Origin of the sequence: Geobacter sp. AOG2 (assembly GCF_019972295.1) — a bacterium.
Lineage (GTDB): Bacteria > Desulfobacterota > Desulfuromonadia > Geobacterales > Pseudopelobacteraceae > Oryzomonas.
Genome location: NZ_BLJA01000001.1, coordinates 2012331 through 2037306, shown reverse-complemented (window position 1 = coordinate 2037306; position 24976 = coordinate 2012331). Strand labels below are relative to the sequence as shown.

At 55.8% G+C, this 24976-nt stretch carries 26 protein-coding genes and 1 pseudogene; 25 read left to right on the top strand and 2 right to left on the bottom strand.

Translation table 11 applies throughout. From position 1 onward, the window contains the following. The 20 genes and pseudogenes from LDN12_RS09210 to LDN12_RS09120 all read left to right on the top strand — a co-directional run bounded on the left by LDN12_RS09210 (nt 1) and on the right by LDN12_RS09120 (nt 19383). Complete coding sequence (locus LDN12_RS09210; RefSeq protein ID WP_223922378.1) at nt 1-1014, top strand: lysylphosphatidylglycerol synthase transmembrane domain-containing protein; 1014 nt, start codon at nt 1-3, stop codon at nt 1012-1014. Next, nucleotides 1011-2900: a DUF2723 domain-containing protein gene (locus LDN12_RS09205; RefSeq protein ID WP_223922377.1), complete on the top strand. Its 1890-nt coding sequence runs from the start codon at nt 1011-1013 to the stop codon at nt 2898-2900. Before LDN12_RS09210 ends, LDN12_RS09205 begins: the two co-directional genes overlap by 4 nt. 4 nt (nt 2901-2904) lie before the next feature. Next, on the top strand, nt 2905-3768 hold the full coding sequence (gene aroE, locus LDN12_RS09200; protein ID WP_223922376.1) for a shikimate dehydrogenase: 864 nt from the start codon (nt 2905-2907) through the stop codon (nt 3766-3768). Between the two features lie 103 nt (nt 3769-3871). Further along, nucleotides 3872-4414: a DUF177 domain-containing protein gene (locus tag LDN12_RS09195; RefSeq protein ID WP_223922375.1), complete on the top strand. Its 543-nt coding sequence runs from the start codon at nt 3872-3874 to the stop codon at nt 4412-4414. A gap of 48 nt (nt 4415-4462) precedes the next feature. After that, the gene (gene rpmF, locus LDN12_RS09190; protein WP_223922374.1) at nt 4463-4648 is read left to right on the top strand and encodes a 50S ribosomal protein L32; all 186 of its coding nucleotides are present in this window, start codon (nt 4463-4465) and stop codon (nt 4646-4648) included. A 31-nt stretch (nt 4649-4679) separates the two neighbouring features. After that, nucleotides 4680-5720: a phosphate acyltransferase PlsX gene (plsX, locus tag LDN12_RS09185; RefSeq protein ID WP_223924048.1), complete on the top strand. Its 1041-nt coding sequence runs from the start codon at nt 4680-4682 to the stop codon at nt 5718-5720. A gap of 11 nt (nt 5721-5731) precedes the next feature. Next, complete coding sequence (locus LDN12_RS09180; protein ID WP_223922373.1) at nt 5732-6715, top strand: beta-ketoacyl-ACP synthase III; 984 nt, start codon at nt 5732-5734, stop codon at nt 6713-6715. 68 nt (nt 6716-6783) lie between these two features. Further along, nucleotides 6784-7710: an ACP S-malonyltransferase gene (fabD, locus tag LDN12_RS09175; RefSeq protein WP_223922372.1), complete on the top strand. Its 927-nt coding sequence runs from the start codon at nt 6784-6786 to the stop codon at nt 7708-7710. A 24-nt stretch (nt 7711-7734) separates the two neighbouring features. Continuing rightward, the gene (fabZ, locus tag LDN12_RS09170; RefSeq protein WP_223922371.1) at nt 7735-8169 is read left to right on the top strand and encodes a 3-hydroxyacyl-ACP dehydratase FabZ; all 435 of its coding nucleotides are present in this window, start codon (nt 7735-7737) and stop codon (nt 8167-8169) included. Nucleotides 8170-8228: 59 nt separating this feature from the next. Then, a complete protein-coding gene (gene fabG / locus LDN12_RS09165; protein WP_223922370.1) occupies nt 8229-8966 on the top strand; it encodes a 3-oxoacyl-[acyl-carrier-protein] reductase in 738 nt (245 codons plus the stop codon). A 259-nt stretch (nt 8967-9225) separates the two neighbouring features. Further along, entirely contained in the window at nt 9226-9459 is a 234-nt protein-coding gene (acpP, locus tag LDN12_RS09160; protein WP_223922369.1) for an acyl carrier protein, read from the top strand. A gap of 88 nt (nt 9460-9547) precedes the next feature. Beyond that, complete coding sequence (gene fabF, locus LDN12_RS09155) at nt 9548-10780, top strand: beta-ketoacyl-ACP synthase II (protein WP_223922368.1); 1233 nt, start codon at nt 9548-9550, stop codon at nt 10778-10780. 1 nt (nt 10781) lies between these two features. Then, nucleotides 10782-11234, top strand: a complete 453-nt coding sequence (gene rpiB, locus LDN12_RS09150) for a ribose 5-phosphate isomerase B (RefSeq protein WP_223922367.1) — start codon at nt 10782-10784, stop codon at nt 11232-11234. 118 nt (nt 11235-11352) lie between these two features. Then, entirely contained in the window at nt 11353-12600 is a 1248-nt protein-coding gene (gene glyA / locus LDN12_RS09145) for a serine hydroxymethyltransferase (protein WP_223922366.1), read from the top strand. A 167-nt stretch (nt 12601-12767) separates the two neighbouring features. Continuing rightward, a pseudogene (locus tag LDN12_RS17995) lies at nt 12768-12917 on the top strand (group II intron reverse transcriptase/maturase); the annotation flags it as partial. Nucleotides 12918-13037: 120 nt separating this feature from the next. Then, a complete protein-coding gene (locus LDN12_RS09140) occupies nt 13038-14072 on the top strand; it encodes a hypothetical protein (protein ID WP_223922365.1) in 1035 nt (344 codons plus the stop codon). Between the two features lie 559 nt (nt 14073-14631). Then, nucleotides 14632-15678, top strand: coding sequence for a flavodoxin-dependent (E)-4-hydroxy-3-methylbut-2-enyl-diphosphate synthase (gene ispG, locus LDN12_RS09135; protein ID WP_223922364.1), 1047 nt, complete (start codon nt 14632-14634; stop codon nt 15676-15678). Between the two features lie 33 nt (nt 15679-15711). Continuing rightward, nucleotides 15712-16128 (top strand): response regulator, encoded by a 417-nt coding sequence (locus LDN12_RS09130; RefSeq protein ID WP_223922363.1) that lies wholly within the window; start codon nt 15712-15714, stop codon nt 16126-16128. A gap of 7 nt (nt 16129-16135) precedes the next feature. Continuing rightward, entirely contained in the window at nt 16136-17857 is a 1722-nt protein-coding gene (locus LDN12_RS09125; protein WP_223922362.1) for a proline--tRNA ligase, read from the top strand. A 218-nt stretch (nt 17858-18075) separates the two neighbouring features. Beyond that, on the top strand, nt 18076-19383 hold the full coding sequence (locus LDN12_RS09120; protein WP_223922361.1) for a phenylacetate--CoA ligase family protein: 1308 nt from the start codon (nt 18076-18078) through the stop codon (nt 19381-19383). Nucleotides 19384-19489: 106 nt separating this feature from the next. Here LDN12_RS09120 and LDN12_RS09115 read toward each other — a convergent pair whose 3' ends face one another. Then, nucleotides 19490-19966: a methylglyoxal synthase gene (locus LDN12_RS09115; protein WP_223922360.1), complete on the bottom strand. Its 477-nt coding sequence runs from the start codon at nt 19964-19966 to the stop codon at nt 19490-19492. A gap of 390 nt (nt 19967-20356) precedes the next feature. On the opposite strand from LDN12_RS09115, the gene LDN12_RS09110 reads away from it, so the two are divergent. Continuing rightward, nucleotides 20357-20761: a bacteriohemerythrin gene (locus tag LDN12_RS09110; RefSeq protein ID WP_223922359.1), complete on the top strand. Its 405-nt coding sequence runs from the start codon at nt 20357-20359 to the stop codon at nt 20759-20761. A 4-nt stretch (nt 20762-20765) separates the two neighbouring features. Here the strand turns inward: LDN12_RS09110 and LDN12_RS17990 are convergent, their stop codons facing one another. Continuing rightward, nucleotides 20766-21026, bottom strand: a complete 261-nt coding sequence (locus tag LDN12_RS17990; protein WP_223922358.1) for a PilZ domain-containing protein — start codon at nt 21024-21026, stop codon at nt 20766-20768. Between the two features lie 330 nt (nt 21027-21356). Between LDN12_RS17990 and LDN12_RS09100 the strand changes: the two genes are divergently transcribed. The 4 genes from LDN12_RS09100 to LDN12_RS09085 all read left to right on the top strand — a co-directional run bounded on the left by LDN12_RS09100 (nt 21357) and on the right by LDN12_RS09085 (nt 24957). Continuing rightward, nucleotides 21357-21599, top strand: coding sequence for a hypothetical protein (locus tag LDN12_RS09100; RefSeq protein WP_223922357.1), 243 nt, complete (start codon nt 21357-21359; stop codon nt 21597-21599). A gap of 26 nt (nt 21600-21625) precedes the next feature. After that, entirely contained in the window at nt 21626-22417 is a 792-nt protein-coding gene (locus tag LDN12_RS09095; RefSeq protein ID WP_223922356.1) for a hypothetical protein, read from the top strand. A gap of 434 nt (nt 22418-22851) precedes the next feature. After that, a complete protein-coding gene (locus tag LDN12_RS09090; protein ID WP_223922355.1) occupies nt 22852-23568 on the top strand; it encodes a hypothetical protein in 717 nt (238 codons plus the stop codon). A gap of 72 nt (nt 23569-23640) precedes the next feature. After that, nucleotides 23641-24957: an MFS transporter gene (locus tag LDN12_RS09085; protein WP_223922354.1), complete on the top strand. Its 1317-nt coding sequence runs from the start codon at nt 23641-23643 to the stop codon at nt 24955-24957. Nucleotides 24958-24976: the final 19 nt, after the last annotated feature.

Here is a 24976-nt window from a genome sequence, read left to right as displayed (position 1 = left end):
GTGAAGAAGCATACTTTTGACCTGAAATTCTGGCTTGGGATCGGCATCAGCGTCTTTTTCATGACGCTTCTTTTCAGGAAAATTGATTTTCACCAACTGGCCGCCGCTCTGGAAATGGTGGATTACCGCTATATCGCCCTGGCAGTCGTGTTCACCTTTATCAGCTATTTCTTGCGGGCGGTACGCTGGCATTATCTGCTGATCTCCGAAAAGGTCATCTCGCTGGCTTCGCTCTATCCGGCAACCATCATCGGATATATGGCCAACAACCTTCTGCCGGCCCGGCTGGGCGAGTTCGTGCGGGCGTATGTGCTGGCCCGGCGCGAGGGATTGGAAACTCCGGCGGTCTTCGCGTCCCTGGTGATCGACCGGTTGTTCGACGGATTTACGGTACTTCTGATCCTGCTGGCAACCCTGTTCACCCTGCGCCTGCCCGGTGACATGGCCGACGCCGAAACGGCGCTGAGAGCCGGCGGCCTGGTAATGTTCCTGCTCTACTGCGGTGTGCTTGTATTCCTGTACCTGCTGAAACGGCAGACCATGAGGACCCTTGGTTTGGTGTCCTGGGTACTGAAACCGTTTCCCCAAAGGGTGAGCGAACGTGTTATTCCGCTGTTGGGCTCGTTTATCACCGGAATCAGGCTGTCCAGTCGGAGTGGGCATATCCTGGCCATGCTGGTGTCGTCTCTTTTGATCTGGACGTTTGCGGTGCTTCCGGTGGATATGGCGCTCCGAGGGTTCGGTATTCACCTTCCCATTACCGCGTCCATGTTCATTCTGGTTCTTTTGGTATTTGCCGTCATGGTTCCGGCCTCGCCCGGCTTTATCGGCACCTACCACTACGCCTGTTTCAAAGGACTTTCCGCCTTCGGCATTGCCGACAACACCTCGGTCAGCATCGCCCTGATCATTCACGGTACGGCTTTCTTCCCGGTTATCATCGCCGGTTTCTACCATCTCTGGAGCGGTGGTATTTCGCTTAACTCGGTTCGAAAGGCTGGTGAGGCTGCATGAAGAAGAAAATCTCATTCGGTTTTTGGAAACACATTCTCCCAGAGGGCGTGGACCCATACCTGATCCTTGCATTCACCATCCCCTTTGCCGTCTATATGGCGACCCTGGCCCCCTCGGTGACCTTTTTCGACAGCGGCGAATTCCTGACCGCCACATATTCCCTGGGATCGGCCCACTCGCCGGGCTATCCCCTGTTTCTCATGTACGCGAAACCGTTTACCTGGCTGCCGTTCGGCAATATCGCCTTTCGCATCAATATGGCCACGGCCTTTTCTTCATCCCTGGCCTGCATGAGCGTGTATCTTCTGACGATCCACCTCCTCAAGGAGGTGCGGATTGCGGAAGATGAACGTTTAGCCGGCTTTGCCGTCAAGGCGGCGGGGTTGGCCGCGGCGCTCGCCTTTGGTGTCACCCCGCGGCTCTGGCTCCAGTCAAATCACGATAAACCCTATCCGATACTGGCCTTTATCACGGCGATTATCTTTCTCCTGCTTTTGAAATGGCGAGAGCATTTCAAAAACGGCAATGAGCAGCCGGCCTATATCTACGCCTGTACCTTTCTGGCCGGCATGAGTATGGCGGCCCACCAGTCGGTCGTTCTGCTCCTGCCGTCCTGGTTCTTGCTGATCATGCTGACCGACTGGCGTATGATCCTGCGGATCAAGGAGTTGATCCTGGCAACCGCCTTTGCCCTGTTCGGTTTTTCCGTACACCTGTATCTGCCGTTGCGGGCAACCCAAAATCCGTTGCTCAACTGGGGCGATCCCAAGACCTACGGGCAGTTCATGTGGCATTTTCTGCGCAAGGGCTACCCGTCCGAGCCCCACCCGCGGGACGCGGCCTTGTGGTGGGCACAGATCAAGGCTTTCAACATCCCTCACGAATTTACCTGGCTGGGCGGGGTGCTGGCCGTATTTGCCCTGGTATGTCTCTGGCGACGGCAGAGGGAGGTGGTCATAGTCTATGGGGTGGGCGTTGTTACATTTCTCGCCGTCATCGCAGGTTATCTGAACACCCCTTATGAAACCATTTTTCTGACCGAGGAGTTTTTTACTCCACTCTATCTCCTGACCGCCGTGCTGATCGGCGTCGGCCTGTTCCATCTGCTCGGGTTTGCGTTGCGCAAGGCGCAGCTTCCCGGGCACTATGACCTGCGGGTGTATCTCCTGGCAGGGGTCATGTTCTTCGTACTCCCGGTTTCCCTGTGCGCCGTGAACTATTACGAGAATGATCAGCACAACAACTATATTGCCTACGATTATGCCACCAATTCCCTGCGATCCCTGCCCCAGAATGCGATAATGTTCACCTGGGGCGACAGCGGCGCCTTCCCGCTCTGGTACCTGCAAGGTGTCGAGCGGATGCGCGAGGATGTGGACCTGCCCCATACACCACATTTGGTATTCGACTGGTACCTTGATTCCATGCCGCGGGTATTCCGTAATTCCAACCTGAGAAGGGTGGATACCCAATCGCTGGACCCTGAGAACTGCCTGCGCATAGCCATTGCCGAAAAGATCGATCAGCGGCCGGTGTTCATAGACTTTTCGACCCGCTATTCGGTCACGTTCAATGAGTATATTCCGGTTCAAAAGGGACTCGTCTATCGCATCCGCCGCAGTTCCGAACCGGTGGGGCTACCCGATATCTCGGTATGGGAGAACTATAATAACCGGGGAATCCTGGAGAAGATATCCTTCCTTGACCTGGATACCGGCAAGGCGATCCTGATCTACGCCAACAGCTATCTTGAAACCGGCGAATTCCTGCTCAGTATCGGCCGTTCCAACGAGGGGATGCGGATGCTGGTCATGGCGGAGCAGATCTCACCCGAAATGAAGCCCAACGTTCAACAGGTACTCGTGCGCTATGGCCTCGCGAGATAACGGCATGCTTTCCTCTCTGAGCGGATCAAGTATGGTTTTCGGGATCATCGGCCATCCCGTGCGCCACTCCCTTTCCCCTGCCATGCAAAATGCCGCCCTTAAGGCAAGCGGCTGTAACGGCGTCTTTGTTCCGTTCGACGTTCATCCGGAGCACCTGGGTGAAGCTGTTGCCGGCCTGCGCGCGCTGGGGCTCAGGGGGGTGAATGTGACCATCCCCCACAAGACCGCCGTCATACCGTATCTGGACGAACTTGACGAAAGCGCTGCGGCGGCAGGCGCCGTCAATGTCATCAGCAATGAGCACGGCCGCCTGATCGGCTACAATACCGACGGCGACGGCCTGGTAAGATCCCTGGCCGATGAATTTGCCTTTGCACCCGAAAACAGCACGGTCGTGGTCATCGGGGCCGGCGGCGCCGCCCGCGGGGCCGTTGCCGCCATATGCCGGGCCGGCGCCCGGCGGATCATTATCGCCAATCGCAGCAGGAAAAGGGCCGAAGACCTGGTTGCAGCCGTGGCGGGTCGCTACCCCGATACCATTCTGACGGTGGTCGAATACGGCGCGCCGTTGACCTCTTTCCTTCCTGATGCCGATCTGGTGGTGAATACCACATCACTCGGCATGAACAACGAGGCCATTGCCGGCCTCGACCTCGGGGCGCTTGACCGTAGCGCGGCCGTCTACGATATGGTCTACGCGCCGCCGGTTACGCCGTTGCTCCGGGAGGCCCATCACGTGGGGCTGCGCCACGCAAATGGACTCGGGATGCTGGCGGCCCAGGGGGAGTTGGCCTTTCGTATCTGGACCGGGATGATGCCGCCTCCTGGCCTTATGAAACGCGTTCTGGCCGGAATATGCGCATCATGACTTGGATTTTTTTGTAATTATCTTGACAAACCGACCGCATTACATATACTAACTAGCTTTCACTTTTAAGCGCTGTCGTTTGACGACGGATACGGATTGATACATGAAGATAAGTGTTGACCATCTTCAGGAAAAAGCGCTTACCATACAAATAGATGAGTCGGCTGACGCCTTTCCGGTGCTTTCGGGGATGCAGGCCGACGGTTCCTGCGTCTTCAGCGGTCCGGTCAAAGGTCAGATCAGTGCGGTGCGGGAATATGATCATGTGCGGGTTGCGGGCGCCGTCGCCGTACCGGTGACGCTGACCTGTTCCCGTTGTCTTGCATTGTATGAAAAACAGATCGGTGCGAACTTCACGATCTTTTTCCGCAAAGGCGCGCCGGGCCTGGAAAGGGACGAGGATGAGGTCGAGCTGAATGAGCAGGATCTTGTCTCGGCCACCTACAGCGGTGACGAGATCGACCTTACCCATGAGATCGAAGAACAGGTCGCCATGGAGGTTCCGTTTAAGCCGTTGTGCAGTGAGGCATGTAAGGGGTTGTGCCCGACGTGCGGGAAGGACCTGAACCAGGGCGACTGTTCCTGCGGGCGCGACGAAGTGAATTTCAAGTTCAGCGCCTTGAAGGATTTCAAGGTTTCCCGATAATTATCAAGGTGCCGGCTTTGCCGTGCCACCGAAAAAAGGAGAATCGACATGGCAGTACCCAAGAAGAAAACCTCCAAATCCCGGAAAAATATGAGAAGGGCTCACGATTTCCTGACAACCCAGTCGGTTTCGTCCTGCCCCCAGTGCAAGTCTCCCAAGCTTCCCCATCGCGCCTGCCCGACCTGCGGCACGTACAAGGGTAAAGAAGTCATCGATCTCTCCTCGGCGCAGTAACCGTCTGTCGTCCGTGTTACTACCGGGAATGATGAGAGTTGCCGTTGACGCAATGGGGGGGGATAATGCCCCGGCCGTGGAAGTTGCGGGAGCCGTTGCCGCCTGTCGTGAATTTGGCATAGCGATCACGCTGGTGGGGGACCGTGCCAGACTTGAGGCCGAATTGTCCCGGCATCAGGCCAATAACGGTCTCGACATAGACATCTTCCATGCCAGCGAGGTCGTCGGGATGCACGACTCGGCCTCGGATGCGGTGCGCAAGAAGAAAAATTCTTCCGTACGGCTGGCGTTTGAGCTGGTCAAGGAGGGGAAGGCCTGCGCCGCAGTCAGTGCCGGAAACTCCGGCGCCACCATGGCCGCCGGCATGTTCGTGCTCAAGCGTATCAACGGCATAGAACGTCCCGCCATTGCCCAGATATTCCCGACCCTCAAGGGACAGACCCTGGTGCTGGATGTGGGGGGCAACGTCGACTGCAAGCCGCAACATCTTGCCCAGTTTGCCATCATGGGCGAGGTCTATGCTCATTATGCCATGGGGATCACCAACCCCGCCGTCGGTCTTTTGTCAAACGGCGAGGAGGACTCCAAAGGCAACGAGCTTACCCGTGAAACCAATGCCATCCTGCGGGAGACGTCACTCAACTACGCCGGCTATGTGGAAGGGCGCGATCTTTTCAAGGGAACCGTGGAGGTGATCGTCTGCGACGGTTTCGTGGGGAATGTGGTGCTCAAGCTGTCCGAAGGGCTGGCTGAGGCGGCGGGTATGATGTTGAAGGAAGAGATCGTTAAGAGTTGGGTGTCGAAACTCGGCTATCTCTTTGTGCGCGGCGCTTTCCATCGATTCAAAAAGATAGTCGACTACGCCGAATATGGCGGCGCACCTCTTTTGGGCATCAACGGTGTGGGCATGATCTGTCATGGCGGCTCCAACGTGAAAGCCATCAAAAACGCCATCCGTTTTGCTCACGATTATGCCAAAAGCGGCGTCACCGAACGGGTGGCCGAGAAGCTGTCGGAAAACAGCATGGTCAATGCGGCCCGCGACAACCAGAAAACGCAGGCAATCGCATGAAGGAGTGTGCCATGTCGAGAGCCAGGATAATCGGAACCGGTTCGGCCCTGCCGGACAAGATCATAACCAACCGCGATCTGGAACAGATGGTTGAAACCAACGATGAGTGGATTACCACCCGAACCGGCATTAAAGCGCGCCGGATCGCCTCGGAAGGGGAATATACCTCGACCTTCGCCGTTGAAGCCGCTCGCCGCGCCCTTGCCATGTCCGGAACCGGCGCCGACGAGCTGGATTTGATCATCCTCGGCACCGTGACCCCTGATTTTCCTTTTCCGGCCACCGCATGCATCATACAAAAAGAACTCGGAGCACATAAAGCGGCGGCGTTCGATCTCTCGGCCGCCTGTTCCGGTTTTCTGTACGGCCTCTCCATCGCCACAACCTATATCCGTGCCGGCGTGGCAAAAAAGGCCCTGGTCATAGGTGCCGAGGTCTTGTCGCGCGTGGTTGACTGGACGGACCGCAATACCTGCATCCTCTTCGGGGACGGTGCCGGTGCGGCGGTCATAGAGGCCGTCGAGGGAGAAAACGGCATCCTTTCCACACACCTGTTCAGCGACGGCTCTCACTGGGACCAGCTCTACCTGCCCGGCGCCGGGAGCAGGAATCCCGCTTCCAGTCCGCGCACCATCGACGAACGTCTCTATTACATCAGGATGGAAGGCAACGACGTGTTCAAGCACGCCGTTCGGGCCATGGAAGAAGCCGCAACCGCAGCCCTTGGCGCTAACGGCATGTCGCCTTCCGATATATCGCTCTTCATCCCGCATCAGGCAAATCGCCGCATCATCGACGCCACCGCCAAACGTTTGGGGCTTTCCGAAGACAAGGTGTTCGTGAACCTGCACAACTACGGCAATACGTCGGCCGCTTCAATCCCGATCGCCCTGGACGAGGCGAACCGTTCCGGCGTCATCAAGGCAGGCGACATCATACTGATGGATGCCTTCGGCGGCGGGTTTACGTACGGTTCCGCCCTGGTCCGCTGGTAGGTTGCACCTTCCGGTTTCTGTTCGTAGAGGGAATCCAAACGACTATCAATTTATTGAAAGGTGTTCTCATGGGTAAAACCGCTTTCATATTCCCTGGCCAGGGTTCCCAGTATCCGGGTATGGGCAAGGAACTGGCCGATGCCTTTCCGGTTGCCCGGCAGGTGTTTGAAGAGGCCGATGATGCGCTTGGCGTGAAGCTGTCCGCCACCTGTTTTGCAGGCAGTGAAGACGAATTGAAGCTCACCGCCACGACCCAGCCGGCCATCCTGACCGCAAGCATCGCCGTTCTGCGGGTGGTCGAGCAGGAAACCGGCCTCAAGGCCGACTACCTGGCCGGGCATTCCCTCGGCGAGTATTCGGCCCTGGTCTGTTCGGGCGCCCTTGGCTTTGCCGATGCCGTCAGGACCGTCCGGGCGCGCGGCACCTTCATGCAGGAAGCGGTGCCGGTCGGCACCGGCACCATGGCTGCCATGTTGGGTATTGAGAAAGAGATGCTTGAGGATATCTGCCGCGAGGCGGCCCAGGGAGAGATTGTCGCCCCGGCCAATTTCAATTCGCCCGGCCAGATCGTTATCGCCGGACATAGCGCCGCTGTGACCCGCGCCATAGAAATCGCCAAAGGCCGCGGCTTCAGGAAGGCCATGTTGCTGCCGGTCAGTGCCCCGTTCCATTGCGCCCTCATGAAACCGGCCGCCGAACGGCTCGCCGGGGTGCTGGATAAGGTGGCGACCAACCCGATGAAGCTCCCGGTGGTCGCCAACGCCGATGCTGTGCCGAATAGCGACAATGGCCGTGTCAAAGAACTGTTGGTGGCCCAGGTATGCGCCCCGGTCCTGTGGGAACAGTCGGTGAACGCCATGGTGGGGCAGGGTGTGGAGAAATTCGTCGAGATCGGTCCCGGGAAGGTCCTGTCGGGCCTGGTCAAACGAATCACAAAGGAAGTGGAAATCGCAAATATCGAGGATATTGCCGGCCTGAAGGCGTTCACCGCGTAACCGCAATCAAACCAGGGGGAGACTATGCTCGATATCAACGAAATCATGAAGATCCTGCCGCATCGGTATCCGTTTTTGTTGGTGGATCGCATAGTTGAACTGGAAACAGGCAAACGCATCGTCGGCATAAAGAACGTTACGGTCAACGAACCGTTCTTTCCCGGGCACTTTCCCGGACACCCGGTCATGCCGGGGGTTCTGATCATCGAGGCCATGGCCCAGGTGGCTGCAATCCTGGCCTATGTCTCGTCCGACGAAAGTGTTCGCTCGAAGGTCACCTATTTTGTAGGTATAGACAATGCCCGCTTCCGTAAGCCGGTCGTTCCCGGAGACCAGCTTCGCCTTGAACTTGAGGCGGTCGGCTGCAAACGCGGCATCTGGACTTTTTCCGGCAAGGTGCTGGTAGCCGGCAAACTGGTCGCCGAAGCGGATCTGAAAGCGACTTTTGCCGACAAATAACGTTGAGTACTATTCTCACTTCAGCGGCATGAGTTGCTGAAAGAAGAAAGGAGTAGATAATGCCAAAAGATAGAGTAGCCGTTATCACGGGTGCATCCCGTGGCATAGGCCGGAGTATCGCCCTGGCCCTGGCAGCCCAGGGGGCCACAATCGTTGCCGTTGATATGGATCAGGCTGCAACCGATGCCGTCGTCGCCGAACTGAAGGCCGCCGGCGGGAAAGCTCTGGGGGTTGTGGGAAACGTAACGGTCCCCCAGGACGCGGAGCGGATGATCGAGGCCGCCATGGAGGCCTTCGGGCGGGTCGACATTCTGGTGAACAACGCCGGCATTACCCGTGACGGTCTTCTCGTGCGGATGAAGGACGAGGACTGGGACGCCGTGCTCACGGTCAACCTGAAAGGCGCATTCCTGTGCACCCGTGCCGCTTCCAAGGTGATGACCAAGCAGCGTTACGGCCGGATCATCAACATCGCTTCCGTCGTCGGCCAGATGGGAAATGCGGGCCAGGCGAACTACTGTGCAAGTAAGGCCGGCCTGATCGGGCTGACCAAGTCCAATGCACGTGAACTTGCCAAACGCAGCATCACGGTCAATGCCGTTGCCCCCGGCTTTATCGCCACCGCCATGACCGATGCCCTCTCGGACAAGGTGCGTGCCGAGTTGACCGCCCAGATTCCCCTGGAACGCTTGGGCAGCGCCGACGATATTGCCAATGCGGTAGTGTTCCTTGCCGGCGAGGCTTCGGGTTACATCACCGGGCACGTTCTTTCCGTCAACGGCGGGATGTATATGTAACGATTCCAGGAGGTTGTTGAAAAACAGCCATCAGGCCTTCATCCTCGAAAGCCCTTTCGTGCGGCGTAGCGCTGCTACGCCTCCTCAGGTCATTCTGCGGGTGCGACGATCTGACTATTTTTGAACAACCTGGGGCTTTTCAACAACCTGCTAATCCGGAATCAAATAAATCTTTGACTTTTGATTCGTTCATTGTTAAGAAGCTGTAGCTCAAATCGACGACGACCTGTTACGGGTTACTACAACACGGAGGTGAAAGATGTCTGACATTGCAAAGCGAGTAAAGGAAATAGTTGCGGAACAATTGGGTGTGGAAGAGGCTCAAGTGGTTCCCGAGGCATCCTTCATGGATGATCTTGGTGCCGATTCGCTGGACACCGTTGAACTGGTCATGGCCCTTGAAGAGGAATTCGATATCGAGATTCCCGACGAGGATGCCGAAAAGATCCAGTCTGTTCAGGATGCCATCGAGTACATCACCGAGCACAGCTAATTCGCGAGGCAGATTACGGAACAGGGGAGGGGATACGCTCCCCTCTTTTTGTTTATCCGGGTCACTAATCTACCAGGAGTACACAATCATGAGAAGAGTTGTAATTACCGGCGTTGGGGTCGTTTCTCCTTTGGGATGCGGGAATGCCAAAAACTGGGATGCCCTTGTAAATGGCAGGTCCGGCATCGGTCACATTACCCGTTTTGACGCCTCGGCCATGCCGGTACGCATTGCCGGCGAGGTTAAGGACTTTAATCCCGAGGACTTCATTGATAAAAAAGAGATCAAAAAGATGGATCTCTTTATTCAGTACGCACTGGCCGCTTCTCAGTTTGCCATGGAGGATTCGGGCCTGGCCATCACGGAGGAGAACGCCGAGCGGGTCGGTGTGCTCGTTGGGGCCGGCCTCGGCGGACTGCCGACCATCGAAAAGTACCATACGGCACTTCTCGAGGGCGGCTACAAGAAGATTTCACCCTTCTTTATCCCGATGCTGATCATTAATCTGGCGCCCGGCCACATCTCCATAAAGTACGGTGCCAAAGGACCCAATATCTCGTCCGTTTCGGCATGCGCCACCGCCACCCATTCCATCGGAGATGCCTACCACATCATCAAGCGGGGCGACGCCGACGCCATGATCGCCGGGGGAACCGAGTCAACGGTAACACCGCTCGGTATCGGCGGCTTCGCCGTCATGAAGGCGCTCTCCGACCGTAACGACGATCCCCAGGCCGCTTCGCGCCCCTTTGAGAAGAATCGCGACGGTTTTATCATGGGAGAAGGCGCCGGAATCGTGATCCTGGAGGAGTACGAGGCTGCCAAAAAACGCGGCGCCAAGATCTACGCGGAAGTCGTCGGCTATGGCTTGACCGGTGACGCCTACCATCTGACCGCACCGGCGCCGGGTGGCGAAGGGGCGGCGCGCTGCATGAAGATGGCCCTCACCAATGCCGGGGTCAATCCCGAACAGGTGGGCTATATCAATGCCCACGGAACCTCGACGCCCATGAACGACCTGTATGAAACCATGGCCATCAAGACCGTTTTCGGCAACTATGCCCACACGGTGAAGATTTCCTCGACCAAGTCCATGACGGGCCACCTCCTGGGCGCTGCCGGAGGAATCGAGGCGGTTTTCAGCTGCATGGCCATGGAAAAGGGTGTGGTCCCGCCGACCATCAACTACGAGGAACCGGACCCTGAGTGCGATCTCGATTACACCCCGAATACCGCATGCGAGGCCAAGATCGAATACGCCATGAGCAACAACTTCGGCTTTGGCGGCACCAATGCCTCGCTGCTCTTCAAGAAGGTCTGACATGAAAATCGCGTTAGGAAGTGACCATGGCGGCTTCGGCCTGAAACAGTCTTTGATTCCTTTTCTGCAGGGCCGGGACATTGAGGTGGCCGATGCAGGCACCAACTCGGAAGATTCGGTGGATTACCCCGATTTTGCCGAGCGGGTGGCGCTCCTGGTTGCCCACGGCGAGGCGGATGCAGGCATTCTGGTCTGCGGAACCGGCATCGGCATTTCCATTGCCGCCAACAAGGTGCCCGGTATTCGCGCCGCTCTGGTGACCGATGTCTTTATGGCCCGTATGTCCAAGGAGCACAACAACGCCAATGTTCTGGTGCTGGGTGGCAGGGTGATCGACGAAACCACGGCTCAGGAATTGGTGACCGCCTGGCTGGAGGCCTCCTTTGAAGGGGGACGGCATCAGAAACGGCTGGACAAGATCGCCCAACTGGAACAAAAATATCGTTGCAGTTAAGCACCTGCCGGGTGCATTATAGCTATATAACGGTAGCGGGACTTGTTTTCATCAAGTCCCGCTCCCTGTTTTTCACCCCCTGTTGTCTGAATCCATACCCTAAAGGAGTAGACGCCCCATGTCGATTCTCGACCAATTTGACCCCCAGGTCGCCGAAGCCATTCGCCACGAAACCGAACGCCAGGAGAATAATCTGGAGCTGATCGCTTCGGAAAACTTTGTCTCCGAGGCGGTGCTTGAGGCCCAGGGCAGCATCCTCACCAACAAATATGCCGAAGGCTATCCGGGCAAACGATACTACGGCGGCTGCGAGCAGGTGGATGTGGTCGAGAACCTGGCGATCGAGCGTGCCAAGGAGCTGTTCGGCGCCGAGCATGCCAATGTTCAGCCCCACTCCGGCTCCCAGGCCAATATGGCGGTCTATTTTGCCGCTTGTAAGCCCGGAGATACCGTCCTGGGCATGAACCTCTCCCATGGCGGCCACCTGACCCACGGCAGCCCGGTGAACTTCTCCGGCAAGCTGTTCAACATCGTGCCCTATGGCGTTTCCCCCGAGACCCAGACCATCGATTACGCCGAAGTGGAACGCCTGGCCGAACAACACAAACCGAAGATGATCGTCGTAGGCGCCAGCGCCTACCCGCGTATCATCGATTTTCCCGCGTTTCGCGCCATTGCCGATAAGGTCGGGGCGGTGGTCATGGTCGACATGGCCCATTTTGCCGGCCTGGTGGCGGCAGGGGTGCATCCCAGCCCGGTTCCCTATGCGGAATACGTGACCACCACCACTCACAAGACCTTGCGCGGCCCGCGCGGCGGTATGATCCTCTGCCGCGAGGAACTGGCCAAGGGTCTCAATTCCCAGATATTCCCCGGCATCCAGGGCGGCCCCCTGATGCACGTCATCGCCGCCAAGGCGGTGGCCTTCAAGGAGGCGCTCCAGCCGGAGTTCAAGGCGTATCAGCAACAGATCGTGAACAATGCCAAGGCGTTGGCTGAGGCTTTGATGAAAAAGGGCTTCAAGCTGACCAGCGGAGGCACCGACAACCATCTGATGCTGGTCGATTTCTCCGGCACCGAGATCACCGGCAAAGCGGCCGAGGAGGCCCTGGACAAGGCGGGCATCACGGTCAACAAGAATACCGTCCCCTTTGAAACCCGCTCTCCGTTTGTCACCTCCGGTATCCGGGTCGGCACGCCGGCCGCCACGTCCCATGGCCTGAAAGAGACGGAAATGATTCAAGTCGCTGATTTTATTGCCGATGCCGTGGCCAATATCGGCAACGATGAGAAACTAGCCGCCATCAAGGTGCAGGTCAATACCATGATGAAGCGGTTCCCGCTCTACGCCAACCGGTTGAAGTAGGAAAGATTCCGCCACTTTTGGGGTCAGGACCCGTCGGGCAACCGGCGGGTCTTTTTGTTGTGCGCCCGGTAGGGCGCGTGGGGCGTAAGCCCCATTGATTCAGTTGTGGTGACTGGATCAAGACTTGGAGGTGCAAGTCCTCTACGGCCCCTGATGGTGGGAACCGTTGCAACATCTATGTCAGAACCCGGCGTTCAGCGGAACGAGTTATGGAGTCCATCACAAACTTCTTTGAAACGCGCCTGAAACTCACGGTCAACCAGGATAAAAGTGCTGTTGACCGTCCCTGGAAGCGAATCTTTCTCGGCTTATGGTTCAATGATGTCGAAATATTTTAAATATAATGAAATTATTGTTGAAATGTTTGTTTTGACAGGTTACAGATACCTCATCTCCTCTTCCCGAGAAGAGCAGCTAAAAATGAGGAAGGAGTCTGTATGCTGAATTTGAAAAGTTTTCTGCTTGCTCTCGTTGTTTTTATTATTGCCGGGTGCGGCAATGATGGTGGCGGCAGTACCGCTTCGGTAAGCGAGACTGTTGCGGCTGGTTACAATAGTAACGGCACCACGGACGTCGCCTGCTACTGGGTCGGGACGACCAGAACCGATCTGGGCGATGGGACCCACTCCAGCATGGCGCTTGCCGCACAAAAGGTCAACGGCACGGTTTACACGGCTGGGGTGTATAAAAACGACGCAGGGGTAACCATCCCCTGCTACTGGGTCGGGACGACAAAGATAGACCTGGCGGGGGACGGTACACACACAGCCGTCGCCACAGGGATTTTTGTCGCCAACGGCACGGTTTACACGAGCGGCTATTATAACGATGGGACCAAAGACATCCCCTGCTACTGGACCGGCACAACCCGGACCGACTTGGCGGGCGACGGCACACATCGCGCCGATGCCTCTGCAATTTATGTTGCCAACGGCACGGTTTACACTGCCGGCTTTTATTATAATGGGACAACAAACATCTCGTGCTACTGGGCTGGCACGACAAAGACCGACCTGCCGGTCGGCACGGGTACGAGTGCTCTTGTAACTGCAATAACCGTTTCAGGCGGCACGGTTTACACCGCCGGAAGCTATTACGACGGCACGAAAAGGGTTCCCTGCTATTGGGCCGGCACAACAAAAACCGACCTGCCCGGCGACGGCACCAATGAGGCCTCTGCAGCCTCGATTGCCGTATCGGGCGGTACGGTCTATACCTCGGGAAGCTATTATAACGGCACCACAAGCATTCCCTGTTTCTGGACGGGAACCACCAAGACGGATCTGGCCAATGATGGTACGCATGAGGCCGCCGCCGAGGTGATTACCGTATCCGGCGGCACGGCGACCGCCTATGGATTCTATGACAACGGCACGGTAACTCGTCCGTGTTCCTGGACCGGCGCCACCAGGACCGATCTTGGCATCGGGACGTATGAGGGTGCGATCGTGTCAATTTTCACCCTGAAGTAGCCCGGTAGGGTCGTGAAGAGAGAGAACTCCGGAACTATCGTTGCAATAAAAAAGCGTGCTTGGCCGATTATGGTCAAGCACGCTTTTTTATTGTCGCCTGTACGCCCACCGCTGTTATGTGCAACCAATACCTGACATTCAAATCCTTGCCTGAAATAGCTGGAAGCGATCAAGAATGTCGATGTAGCTTCTATGATCTGTTCCGGATAGGCATCGCCGAAATCTGCCGGAGGAATAAAGGCTCCAAGTTCTTGACGCTGGTCTACCAAATCGACGACGGGTGCAAAATGAGGCCCCTGGTGGAATTCAGGAGCCTCGCATATATGAACCAAGCCTTTGATACATCCTACTTGACGAAACTGGGACTACTCTCACTCCTCACCCGGTTTCACAGCTTTCAGCACTAACGTGAACCGCCGTGTACGGAACCGTACGCACGGTGGTGTGGGAGGACGGCGGGAGTAATCCCGCCTCCTACCCGATGAATATGGTGGCAGTGACGTCTGATCCTCTCGTCTTCCTTGACTTTGTTCCCGCTCTTTGGCTAGTATGCCAAGTTATGAAAAAGCTAACCAGACAGATACGGGTCGGATCGGTTCTCGTTGGGGGCGACGCCCCTTGCGCGGTCCAATCCATGTGTTCCACCGATACGCGGGACGTTTCCGCCACCCTTGCCCAGATTGCCGGATTGGCCGCCGGCGGTTGCGAGATCATTCGCTGCGCCGTGCCGGACATGGATGCGGCCGTGGCCCTGGGAGCGATCAAACGCGAAAGTCCCATTCCGGTGATCGCCGACATCCATTTCGACTACAAGCTGGCCTTGCAGGTGCTGGAGGGGGGCATAGACGGGCTGCGGCTCAATCCGGGCAATATCGGCGACAAGTGGAAGGTGGGCGAGGTGGTCAAGGCGGCGGCGGAACGCCAAGTGCCTATCCGGATCGGCGTCAATGCCGGGTCGCTCGAAAAGGAGTTGCTGGAGCGTTTCGGGCACCCCACGGCCGAGGCCATGGTTGAATCCGCCCTGGGCCATGTACGCATCCTGGAGGAATTGGGGTATCAGGAGATCAAGATATCCCTCAAGGCTTCGGATGTGATGAAGACGGTTTCCGCCTATCGGCTGCTCTCGGAACGGGTCGACTATCCTCTGCACATCGGCATCACCGAGGCCGGAACCATCTTTTCCGGGACGGTCAAGTCATCGGTCGGCCTCGGTATCCTCCTGGCCGACGGCATAGGCGATACCATGCGGGTTTCCCTGACCGGAGATCCGCTGGACGAGGTCAGGGTAGGGTACGAGATCCTGAAGAGTCTCGGGTTGCGCCAACGCGGCGTCAACTTTGTCTCCTGTCCCACCTGCGGCCGATGCCAGATCAACCTGATCAAGGTCGCCGAAGAGGTTGAACGCCGTCTTCAGGGAGTGGACAAGCGGATTACGGTTGCGGTCATGGGCTGTGCCGTCAACGGCCCCGGAGAGGCCCGCGAGGCGGATGTGGGTATTGCCGGCGGCAAAGGGGAGGGTCTTTTGTTCCGCAACGGCGAGATCGTCCGCAAGGTGCCGGAAGACAAATTGGCCGACGCCCTGCTCGAAGAGATCGAAAAACTCTAAACTTCGTACAACCCAGCCGGAGAAACCACTGCCATGGGGAAACGCTATCTCGTTATTGAGGACGACGCTCTGAGCCGCAAGGTTCTGGAGAATTTCTTTTCCGAGTTTGCCCGCTGCGATACCGCGGAAGACGGCGCGACAGGTTATGGGCTTTTCGAACAGGCCATTCTGGAAAATGAGCCCTACGACCTGATCTGCACCGATATTACCATGCCGGGGCTCAATGGTCATGAACTGATCAGGAAGATCCGCGACCGGGAGCAGTCGCTCCCTATTCACGGCTATATGCACACGACGATCTTCGTGATTTCTGCGAGCAATTGTTCCAAAGACATGGAAAACGCTTTGCTGGACAGCGACTGCGACGATTATATCGTAAAGCCGTTTCGGCAGGAGATGCTCAAGGCACTGCTCGAAAAAAACAACCTGCTCGACTATAACATCCCCTGAGGTGACAATGCTTTATTCCCGTTATTTTATTCCCACCGTAAAAGAAACCCCTTCCGATGCCGAGGTGATTTCCCACCAGTTGATGCTTCGCGCCGGCATGATCCGGAAGCTGGCGGCCGGTATCTATAATTATCTGCCCATGGGGTTACGGTCCATCCGCAAATTCGAGAATATTGTCCGCGAGGAAATGAACCGGGCCGGGGCTATCGAGATGCTCATGCCGAGTGTCCAACCTGCGGAGCTCTGGCAGGAATCGGGTCGTTGGACCTTTTACGGCAAGGAACTGCTGCGCTTCAAGGATCGCAAGGACGGTGAGTTTTGCATGGGGCCGACCCATGAAGAGGTCATTACCGACATGATCCGCCGCGAGATCAAGAGTTACCGGCAGATGCCGATCAATTTCTATCAGATCCAGACCAAGTTCCGTGATGAGATCCGTCCCCGTTTCGGCCTGATGCGCGGCCGGGAATTCATCATGAAGGATGCCTACTCCTTCGACGTGGACAGCAGCGCTGCGGACGATTCCTACGAACGCATGTACCAGGCCTATGTACGTATCTTTGAACGGTGCGGACTGAACTTCCGCGCCGTTGAGGCGGACTCGGGCACCATTGGCGGATCATTCTCCCACGAGTTCATGGTGCTGGCGGACTCAGGCGAGGATGCCATCGTCTCCTGCGACTCCTGCCGCTATGCGGCCAACGTGGAAAAGGCCGAGTCGCGGCCGCTGCACCCGGTTCCGGCCACTGATTTGCTGCCGCTGGAGAAGGTTCCGACACCGGACATGAAAACCATTGCCGATGTTGCGGCGTTCCTGAAGTTGTCGGCCGACAAGACGGTCAAGACCCTGGTGTACGCCTCGGGCAGCGGCGACTTCGTCATGGCGCTGCTGCGCGGGGACCATGAACTGAACGAGATCAAACTCAAGAACAGCCTGGGCTGGGACGAGATCGAGATGGCCTCCGAGGAGGCAATCCTGCGTATCACCGGTTCGCCCATCGGCTTCCTCGGTCCCATCGGACTCAAGGAGAAGATCCCGGTCATCGCCGACCTGGTACTCGAAGGCATGGCCGATGTCGTCATGGGCGCCAACGAAAAGGATATGCACTTCATCAACGCCAACCTGGGACGTGATTTCTCGGTCGAGCGCTTTGCCGATATCCGCACCGTCGTGGCCGGCGATGGCTGTCCCCGCTGCCAGGAGGGAAAACTGGAAATGTGGCGCGGCATCGAGGTTGGACACGTCTTCAAGCTGGGCACCAAATACTCCACCGCCCTCAATGCCACCTATCTGGACGCCGATGGCAAAGAGCAGGTGATCTTCATGGGGTGTTACGGCATCGGCATCGGCCGTACGGTTGCTGCGGCCATCGAACAGAACCATGATGAAAACGGCATCATCTTCCCGCTGCCGCTGGCCCCGTTCCATTGCTCGGTGGTGGCCTTGAACGCCAAGGATAGCGGCGTCATGGCTGCGGCCGAAGAGATCTATCTCAAACTGGAGCAGCAAGGGGTGGAGACGCTGTTCGATGATCGCGACGAACGGCCGGGAGTCAAGTTCAAGGACAACGACCTGATCGGTATCCCGCTGCGCATCGTGGTCGGCAGCAAGGGACTGGCCGAAGGCAAGGTCGAGGTCAAGATCCGCAAGACCGGTGAAGTGCTCCTGTTGCCGGTGGAAGAGGCCATAGCAAAGATCCGTCAACTCGTTGACGAGGCACTGGCCTGAGAAGATTATATATAATCCTGAATCCGTGATGCCGGAATGCCGCAGTGGCCGGAAGAGCCGGTGCCCGCACGCCGCCTGTGTCGCAGCACGTCACTCACTCTGTAGGGCCTTCGACTGGTTGCCGGCATCTTCTCAAAGGCAAAGGCTGAGGCCTTCCGGACAAACGGAGACATGAAGGCGTTGCGGATTCAGGACAATCACCGTGTTATGAGGTTGTGATGCAGAACTCCATATGGGACCCCCAGCATGAATGCATGCCCCGAGACGAGATTGGGCAGCTCCAGCTTGAACGGCTTCAGGCGACCCTCAACCGCGCCTACAAGAACGTAACCTGTTACCGCACGAAGTTCAACGAACTGGGTATTGTTCCCGAGGACATCACCTCTCTGTCCGACCTGGCAAAACTTCCCTTTACCACCAAGGAGGACCTGCGCCTCAATTATCCGTATGGGATGTTCGCCGTACCGCTCAGGGAAGTGGTTCGCATCCATTCGTCATCAGGCACCACCGGAAAACCGACGGTGGTGGGGTATACCAAGAACGACCTCAAGACCTGGTCGAACCTGGTGGCCCGCTTCATGACCGCAGCGGGCGTCACCCACGACGACGTGGTGCAGATCGCTTTCGGCTACGGCCTGTTCACCGGCGCCTTTGGCCTGCACTACGGTTCGGAAACCATCGGTGCGGCCGTGATCCCCATGAGCGGCGGCAACACGGAAAAGCAGATCATGATCATGCAGGACTACAAAAGTACCGTGCTGGTCTGTACGCCGAGCTATGCCGTCACCCTGGCCGACCGTATGGAAAAGATGGGGATCGACCCGAAAACCTTGTCCCTCAAGGTGGGCCTGTTCGGCGGGGAGCCCTGGTCGGAGGCCATGCGGCGAGAGATCGAGTCGCGTCTCTGCCTCAGCGCCACGGACAATTACGGCCTGTCCGAGGTCATCGGCCCCGGCGTAGCAGGAGAATGCGGCTACAAATGCGGCATGCACATCTTCGAGGACGCCTTTATCCCGGAGATCATCGATCCCGATACCTGCCAGGTGCTGCCGCCGGGAAGCGTCGGCGAACTGGTGCTGACGACCATCAGCAAGGAAGCCTTTCCCATGGTCCGCTACCGGACGCGGGACATTACCAGCCTTGACTATGACGTTTGCGAATGCGGACGGACCATGGTGAGGATGAAGAAAACCATGGGGCGCTCCGACGATATGCTGATCATCAAGGGGGTCAACGTCTTTCCGTCGCAGATCGAAGAGGTGCTGGTGGCCATCGAGGGGTGCGAACCCCATTACCGGCTGGTGGTTGACCGCAAGGGGGCCATGGATGTTCTGGAGGTCTGCATCGAGGTCACCGAACATATCTTCTTTGACGAAATGAAAAAACAGCGGGCCTTCCTGGAGATGGTGGAGAAGAAGATAGACTCCGTGCTGGGAGTCGGCGTCACCGTCAAGCTGGTGGAGCCCAACAGTATTCCGCGAAATGAGGGAAAGGCCAACCGCGTCATCGACAAGAGACAGTGGTGATGGGCTGAAACCGGCGATACTTGCCAAACGGGCCATGTCTGCAAAGACACGGCCCGTTTGGCATGTGCAAAAACAAGAGGGGAGGGGGGGAGAGAGCCCCCCTTGCTCACGTGTCCTGTGATTTGCGAAAGCGGTTGCGGTATTCCGCGAAATCAGGAACGGTCCGCTGATAGCCGGAAGACATGAGCGGCGACGAGATCACGAAGTCGGCAGTGGTACGGTTGCATGCCACCGGAATGTTCCAGACTACGGCAATTCGCAGGAGCGCCTTCACATCCGGGTCATGGGGCTGGGGTTCGAGCGGATCCCAGAAGAAAATGATAAAATCGATTTCCCCTTCGGCAATCTTGGCGCCGATCTGCTGGTCTCCGCCAAGGGGGCCGCTTTGAAGTTTGACAATGGGAAGTTTGAGTGCGTCTTCAAGCAATGTTCCCGTGGTCCCCGTGGCGTACAGTTTGTGCTGGGCAAGCAGATTCCGGTTAAAAAGGGACCATTCGATGAGGTCCCGTTTTTTGTTGTCGTGGGCGACCAGTGCAATCCGTTTGGGCGGAACGGTCTCCCTGTCTTTCGACTGTTTCGTCATTTCAGCCTCCTGTTGAATATGAACATCATACCAGCATATTGACGTCGCATTTGCCAACGAAAAAAACGATAACCATACAGGAATAACCAACTAATTGTTGATGGTTGGAGGTTCTGTTTGATTGCTTACAAATTTAATGGTAATCTCCTTGCCATGCATACCATGGCAAACATCATTATTCTATCTGGATTGATATTCGGTCTCATCCTGTTTTTTTTCTCACGTAGCCGATAATCCTCCTCCCCACGTCCTGATGCTGCAAAAGGGAAAGGCCACTTCTCCTGGGAAAAGTGACCTTTTATCTGTTGGCAAAGCCAAAAGCCAGCCCAAAAGAGGGCTGAAACACTGTGGGATTATAACCCGCAACCAGATTCGGATGGTCGGATAAACATGACTTTGATTAAATGGGACAACAGCCTTAGTCTTAAAGTGAACGTTCTCGATGAACATCACCGGCATTTGGTGGGCCTTCTCAATAAGTCTTATAACGCCATACAGTTGAATGACAAGCACATCATCGAATTGATTCTGGGCGAGCTTTTTGATTACGCAAAGTATCACTTTGGCACGGAAGAACATCTTATGCATGAAAACGACTTTCCATCGCTCCTGAGCCATGAGAAAGATCACAATTATTTTTTCTATCAAATCGATGAATTGCAATCAAAACTTCGGTCGGGTGAATCGTTGTATAATGTTCAGATAGTGGTGTTCCTGAGGGATTGGCTGGTGAATCATATCCTTGTCAAGGACAGGGCGTTGGCTGATTACCTTGTCGGCAATGGAGCCCTCTGATCTCTTAATCGACGAATTGCACTCCGATCTGATCGGAGCTTATTCGCACGACCTTGCACCGATACGTTACCGGGGACAACAATAAGACATTTAGCGTAGCCGTTTCACCCACTTGAATATCATCATGATCGGCAACGGTCATTTCAATGGCTGCGCCCGTCGTGGAGATATTGTCCACCAGGCAGTTATACGTTCTGCCCTTTATATCCAACTGACACTTTGTTAAGAGTGCGACCCTGTTGTCACTTCGCTGTTTTTCACTCATAAGCTTTTCACGTCATATCTGTCACAACATCCGGTTGACGTATGTGATCCTTTCTCAACGACTTATTGTGTGTTGCCCTCATCGTGCGGCGTGGTCTTCTTTCTAAAATAACTTTATTCCTTTATATTATATCATGTTATGAATCAAGAGCGAACAATTAATTAGAATAGGCGCCAAAATAAATCTATCTGTTTTCATGGGGTGTAACCTTTTCCGATTTTGTGCGTTTAATACCTATATGATTTTTTTCCTCTAACAAAGGATATATTTCGTAGCTAACCTAGATGCTACATCCACGCTGCCGCAGCTTGGAAGGAGGGAATGTCTGTCATGAAATTAATTATCGCTACCGTGGTTATCGTGTTCACAGCCGTCGTTTTCGGCATTTACAACCGGCGTTGGGCGACTGCATGCGCTTTTTTCGTGCTGCATATCGCCCTGGGTGGCTTCGTCATCGGCTGTATGTCGCACTGGGCATCGGAACACCGACACGTGGCATCTCCAACCATGTTGTATAATGAAACGGGCATGCACGCTTCCGTGATGAAACCATTAATAGTGATTCGGGGCTGATGTAGCTGTTTTTTTAGGAGAAATTCATGCATGTCGTTGCCATTTGTCGCTGGAAAGAGGAGTCTGCCGAATTGGCCCAAGCACTCGCCGGGGCTCTCGGAATAACGGCCTATGAAGCACGGCCACGGATGCTTGGCGGCGGACCTGCAGTTGTGGCCAGTTTCGCCGATCCGCAACGAGCCGCCGATCTGGCCAAGAAGCTGAATCAGAGCGGGTTCACCACGCTGATCTTCGACGCCACGGGGGTCCGCAACGGAGTCGGCCATTTCGTCGTCCGCCGTTTTGAATTTAAAAAATGGGCGCTACGCATTGAGGCGAGCAACGGACCACAAGATGAGATTCCCTACGAAGAGATTGACCTGCTCCTGCCGTGTACGAGCATCGTCGGGGTCTCCGAGACAAAAACCGTCACCGAGCGCAAGCTCAGCATTAGCAAGACCATTCTTTCCGGGGGCCTGCCGATGACCTCGAAGGTCGAGCACCAAGAGGAAGTATCGTCCGAGGAACGCAGCAAGTTCCTTCATCTTTATGCTGTCGGCCGGCGGTCGCCGGTCATCTTCAGCCAGAACGGCATGTCCTTCGATGGCTTTGGCGATGCCATGAAGTTGTCGCGAGAGTTGAACTTTACCCATCTGACAGGCGAACTGCGCCGGTTATGCCCTGGAGCCGTTTATGACGACCGGCTCCTGAACCGGGCCGGTCAGGCACGTTTACTCGGGCCGGGGTTGAATCCGGAGACCAACCTGAACCTTGCCGTGGAGATTCTTGCGCTAGGTTTGCGGGAACAAGGAACTAATAAGGGGGAGTGGAGATCTTGAAACTCAAAGCAGTACGCGCGGTCGGAATTTTATCATAAATTTGGAGGTGCATCCTGTCGTGATAGGGGTACAATTTAACACGGCCCGAAATTGGGGCATATCTTTACCAGGGCCAATTCGCAAAAACGGTTTGTAGGGCGAATTTGAAAGCCACTCAAAAAGGGGTATTGGAATTCAACAACGCTTTTTATTTAGCCCCTGGATTTTCAAAAATCGGTCACGGGAATTCTTTGCAGATAATCGTTCTTATCGTACTTTACATAATATAACTTATGGGACATTTATGGTTGTCAACAGTACCTAGTCTCCAGAGGATTTCTGCCCCTTGAAAAATACTGAGATTAGGCGTAATAATGAAAGCCACGAACCAGATACCGGACTAACCCGCTGATCCGAAAGCTCCTGCCCGGATGTCATTTTCAATCAAAAACATTATGGATAAAAGAAACTTAGCTCATATCAAGAACGCCTTCAGAGTCGCTGCAATTTTTCTGTTGTTTGTGCTGATCAACCACGTACAGATTTGCATTGCCGGCCAACCCAAAGCATTGCCTCAAGCCTCGGTGGTCTCTTCCAATGCAAATTTGAACGAGCTGGAACAGTTGATCGATAATGCAGAGGATATCTATGAAAAAGCGAAAGTAAATCGCTGGAAACATCTCGACAAAAAGATCAATTCAATCGTCAAGACAGAACAGATACTTCCTGGTATGACCAGTGAAAAGGACATGCCCTACTATAAAAATCTTATCGGAGTCGTTTCGGATCTTGAGCGAGCCATAGTTTCACAAGACAGGCTAATTGCCATGAAATCGGCAAACAAGGTGATGATGTTGGGTGCCCGTCTGGCCGAAGCACACAATTCTCCCATACCGATAAATGTGGCGGTAATCGGCTATTACGGCCGTAAGTTGGAGGTCCAGTCAGAGACCGAGGGCGTCACCGACCTTTCCGACACGGTTACCAAGTTGCACTTGTCGTGGCAACAGTTGATCCCCCTGGTCACGGCCTACGGCGGGATAAAGGAAGTAAAAAGATTCGCAGAGATCATGAAGCGCCTCGAGTCTGCAAAGAAACCTGATGAATATGGCAAACTGGCTTCCTCTGTGGTTGATGAAGTTTATACTATTGAGAAGATTTTTAAAAAATAAGGCGCTTACCGCCTACGGACACGACTGCGACGACTTCTGGACCGTCTTTCACCGTATGGTCTTCTGCTGATCGTGGGTGCACGTTATCGCGAACATGGCCTGTTAAGGGCTTTGCGCTCCAGGAATTACCGACTTTTCGTTGCCGGTCAAGGGGTATCCCTGGTCGGAACCTGGATGCAGCAGGTTGCCATGAGCTGGCTCGTCTATCGCTTGACCGGTTCGGCCCTTCTCCTCGGCGTTGTCGGTTTTACCAGTCAGATCCCCACCTTCCTCATAGCACCGTTCGCCGGCGTTCTGGCCGACCGATGGGATCGCCGTCACCTGCTTATTATCAATCAGACACTGGCCATGCTCCAGGCCGCCTTTCTGGCTACTGCCGTCCTGACCGGTTTCATCCAGATCTGGCTGATTGTCCTGCTCAGCCTGCTTCTCGGCATCATTACGGCATTCGAAATCCCCATACGACAGTCCTTTGTCGTGGACCTTGTCGAACATCGCGAGGACCTTGGCAACGCCATTGCCCTCAATTCATCCATGGTGAACGGCGCACGCCTCATTGGGCCATCCGTTGCCGGGGTGCTGGTCGCAACGGCGGGTGAAGGTGTCTGTTTCATTGTCAACGGCATCAGTTACCTGGCGGTCATCATGGCGCTCGCAGCCATGCGTATCGAGCCCCGCCCTCCCCGACTGCAGCAGCGGCGCATCCTGCACGAACTGCGCGAAGGCTTTGGCTATGCTTTCGGTTTCGGTCCGATACGAAGCATCTTGTTACTCATAGCCTTTGTAAGCCTTATGGGGATGCCGTACGTCGTTCTTGTACCGGTCTTCGCAAAGCAGATCCTCCACGGCGGCGCCCATACCTTCGGCTTTCTCATGACCGCCGCCGGCAGCGGGGCGCTGGTAGGCACCCTGTACCTTGCTTCCCGCAGGAATGTGGTGGGCCTCGGCCGGATAATCGTTCTGTCCGTCATCCTCTTTGCCGCCGGTATCGCATTATTCGCCATTTCGAGTTACCTGCCCATCTCCCTGGCCGCCCTCGCCATTACAGGGTTTGGGTCCATAACCCTGGTGGCATCATGTAATACGATCCTGCAAACCATACTGGAGGAAGACAAGAGAGGCCGGGTCATGAGTTTTTTCACCATGTCATTCATGGGCATGGCTCCGTTTGGAAGCCTCGGCGCCGGGGCCTTGGCCGACGTCATCGGCGTCCGGTATACCCTGTTGATCGGGGCCGGTTTTTGTCTGGCCGGTGCAGTGATGTTTGCCCGGAACCTCCCCAAAATCCGGGAAAAAATCCGCCCTATTTATGTGCGCATGGGGATTATTCGCGAAGTTGGATTCGGCGTGGACACTCTGGACGGACCGCCGCAGGCACAAGAGGAGTAACATGAACTGGGGCCCGCAA

Bases quoted from the DNA above. Each gene is read 5' to 3' on its own strand.
- LDN12_RS09205 (WP_223922377.1), top strand. From the start codon at position 1,011: ATGAAGAAGAAAATCTCATTCGGTTTTTGGAAACACATTCTCCCAGAG.
- aroE (WP_223922376.1), top strand. From the start codon at position 2,905: ATGCTTTCCTCTCTGAGCGGATCAAGTATGGTTTTCGGGATCATCGGC.
- LDN12_RS09195 (WP_223922375.1), top strand. From the start codon at position 3,872: ATGAAGATAAGTGTTGACCATCTTCAGGAAAAAGCGCTTACCATACAA.
- rpmF (WP_223922374.1), top strand. From the start codon at position 4,463: ATGGCAGTACCCAAGAAGAAAACCTCCAAATCCCGGAAAAATATGAGA.
- plsX (WP_223924048.1), top strand. From the start codon at position 4,680: ATGAGAGTTGCCGTTGACGCAATGGGGGGGGATAATGCCCCGGCCGTG.
- LDN12_RS09180 (WP_223922373.1), top strand. From the start codon at position 5,732: ATGTCGAGAGCCAGGATAATCGGAACCGGTTCGGCCCTGCCGGACAAG.
- fabD (WP_223922372.1), top strand. From the start codon at position 6,784: ATGGGTAAAACCGCTTTCATATTCCCTGGCCAGGGTTCCCAGTATCCG.
- fabZ (WP_223922371.1), top strand. From the start codon at position 7,735: ATGCTCGATATCAACGAAATCATGAAGATCCTGCCGCATCGGTATCCG.
- fabG (WP_223922370.1), top strand. From the start codon at position 8,229: ATGCCAAAAGATAGAGTAGCCGTTATCACGGGTGCATCCCGTGGCATA.
- acpP (WP_223922369.1), top strand. From the start codon at position 9,226: ATGTCTGACATTGCAAAGCGAGTAAAGGAAATAGTTGCGGAACAATTG.
- fabF (WP_223922368.1), top strand. From the start codon at position 9,548: ATGAGAAGAGTTGTAATTACCGGCGTTGGGGTCGTTTCTCCTTTGGGA.
- rpiB (WP_223922367.1), top strand. From the start codon at position 10,782: ATGAAAATCGCGTTAGGAAGTGACCATGGCGGCTTCGGCCTGAAACAG.
- glyA (WP_223922366.1), top strand. From the start codon at position 11,353: ATGTCGATTCTCGACCAATTTGACCCCCAGGTCGCCGAAGCCATTCGC.
- LDN12_RS09140 (WP_223922365.1), top strand. From the start codon at position 13,038: ATGCTGAATTTGAAAAGTTTTCTGCTTGCTCTCGTTGTTTTTATTATT.
- ispG (WP_223922364.1), top strand. From the start codon at position 14,632: ATGAAAAAGCTAACCAGACAGATACGGGTCGGATCGGTTCTCGTTGGG.
- LDN12_RS09130 (WP_223922363.1), top strand. From the start codon at position 15,712: ATGGGGAAACGCTATCTCGTTATTGAGGACGACGCTCTGAGCCGCAAG.
- LDN12_RS09125 (WP_223922362.1), top strand. From the start codon at position 16,136: ATGCTTTATTCCCGTTATTTTATTCCCACCGTAAAAGAAACCCCTTCC.
- LDN12_RS09120 (WP_223922361.1), top strand. From the start codon at position 18,076: ATGCAGAACTCCATATGGGACCCCCAGCATGAATGCATGCCCCGAGAC.
- LDN12_RS09115 (WP_223922360.1), bottom strand. From the start codon at position 19,966: ATGACGAAACAGTCGAAAGACAGGGAGACCGTTCCGCCCAAACGGATT.
- LDN12_RS09110 (WP_223922359.1), top strand. From the start codon at position 20,357: ATGACTTTGATTAAATGGGACAACAGCCTTAGTCTTAAAGTGAACGTT.
- LDN12_RS17990 (WP_223922358.1), bottom strand. From the start codon at position 21,026: ATGAGTGAAAAACAGCGAAGTGACAACAGGGTCGCACTCTTAACAAAG.
- LDN12_RS09100 (WP_223922357.1), top strand. From the start codon at position 21,357: ATGAAATTAATTATCGCTACCGTGGTTATCGTGTTCACAGCCGTCGTT.
- LDN12_RS09095 (WP_223922356.1), top strand. From the start codon at position 21,626: ATGCATGTCGTTGCCATTTGTCGCTGGAAAGAGGAGTCTGCCGAATTG.
- LDN12_RS09090 (WP_223922355.1), top strand. From the start codon at position 22,852: ATGGATAAAAGAAACTTAGCTCATATCAAGAACGCCTTCAGAGTCGCT.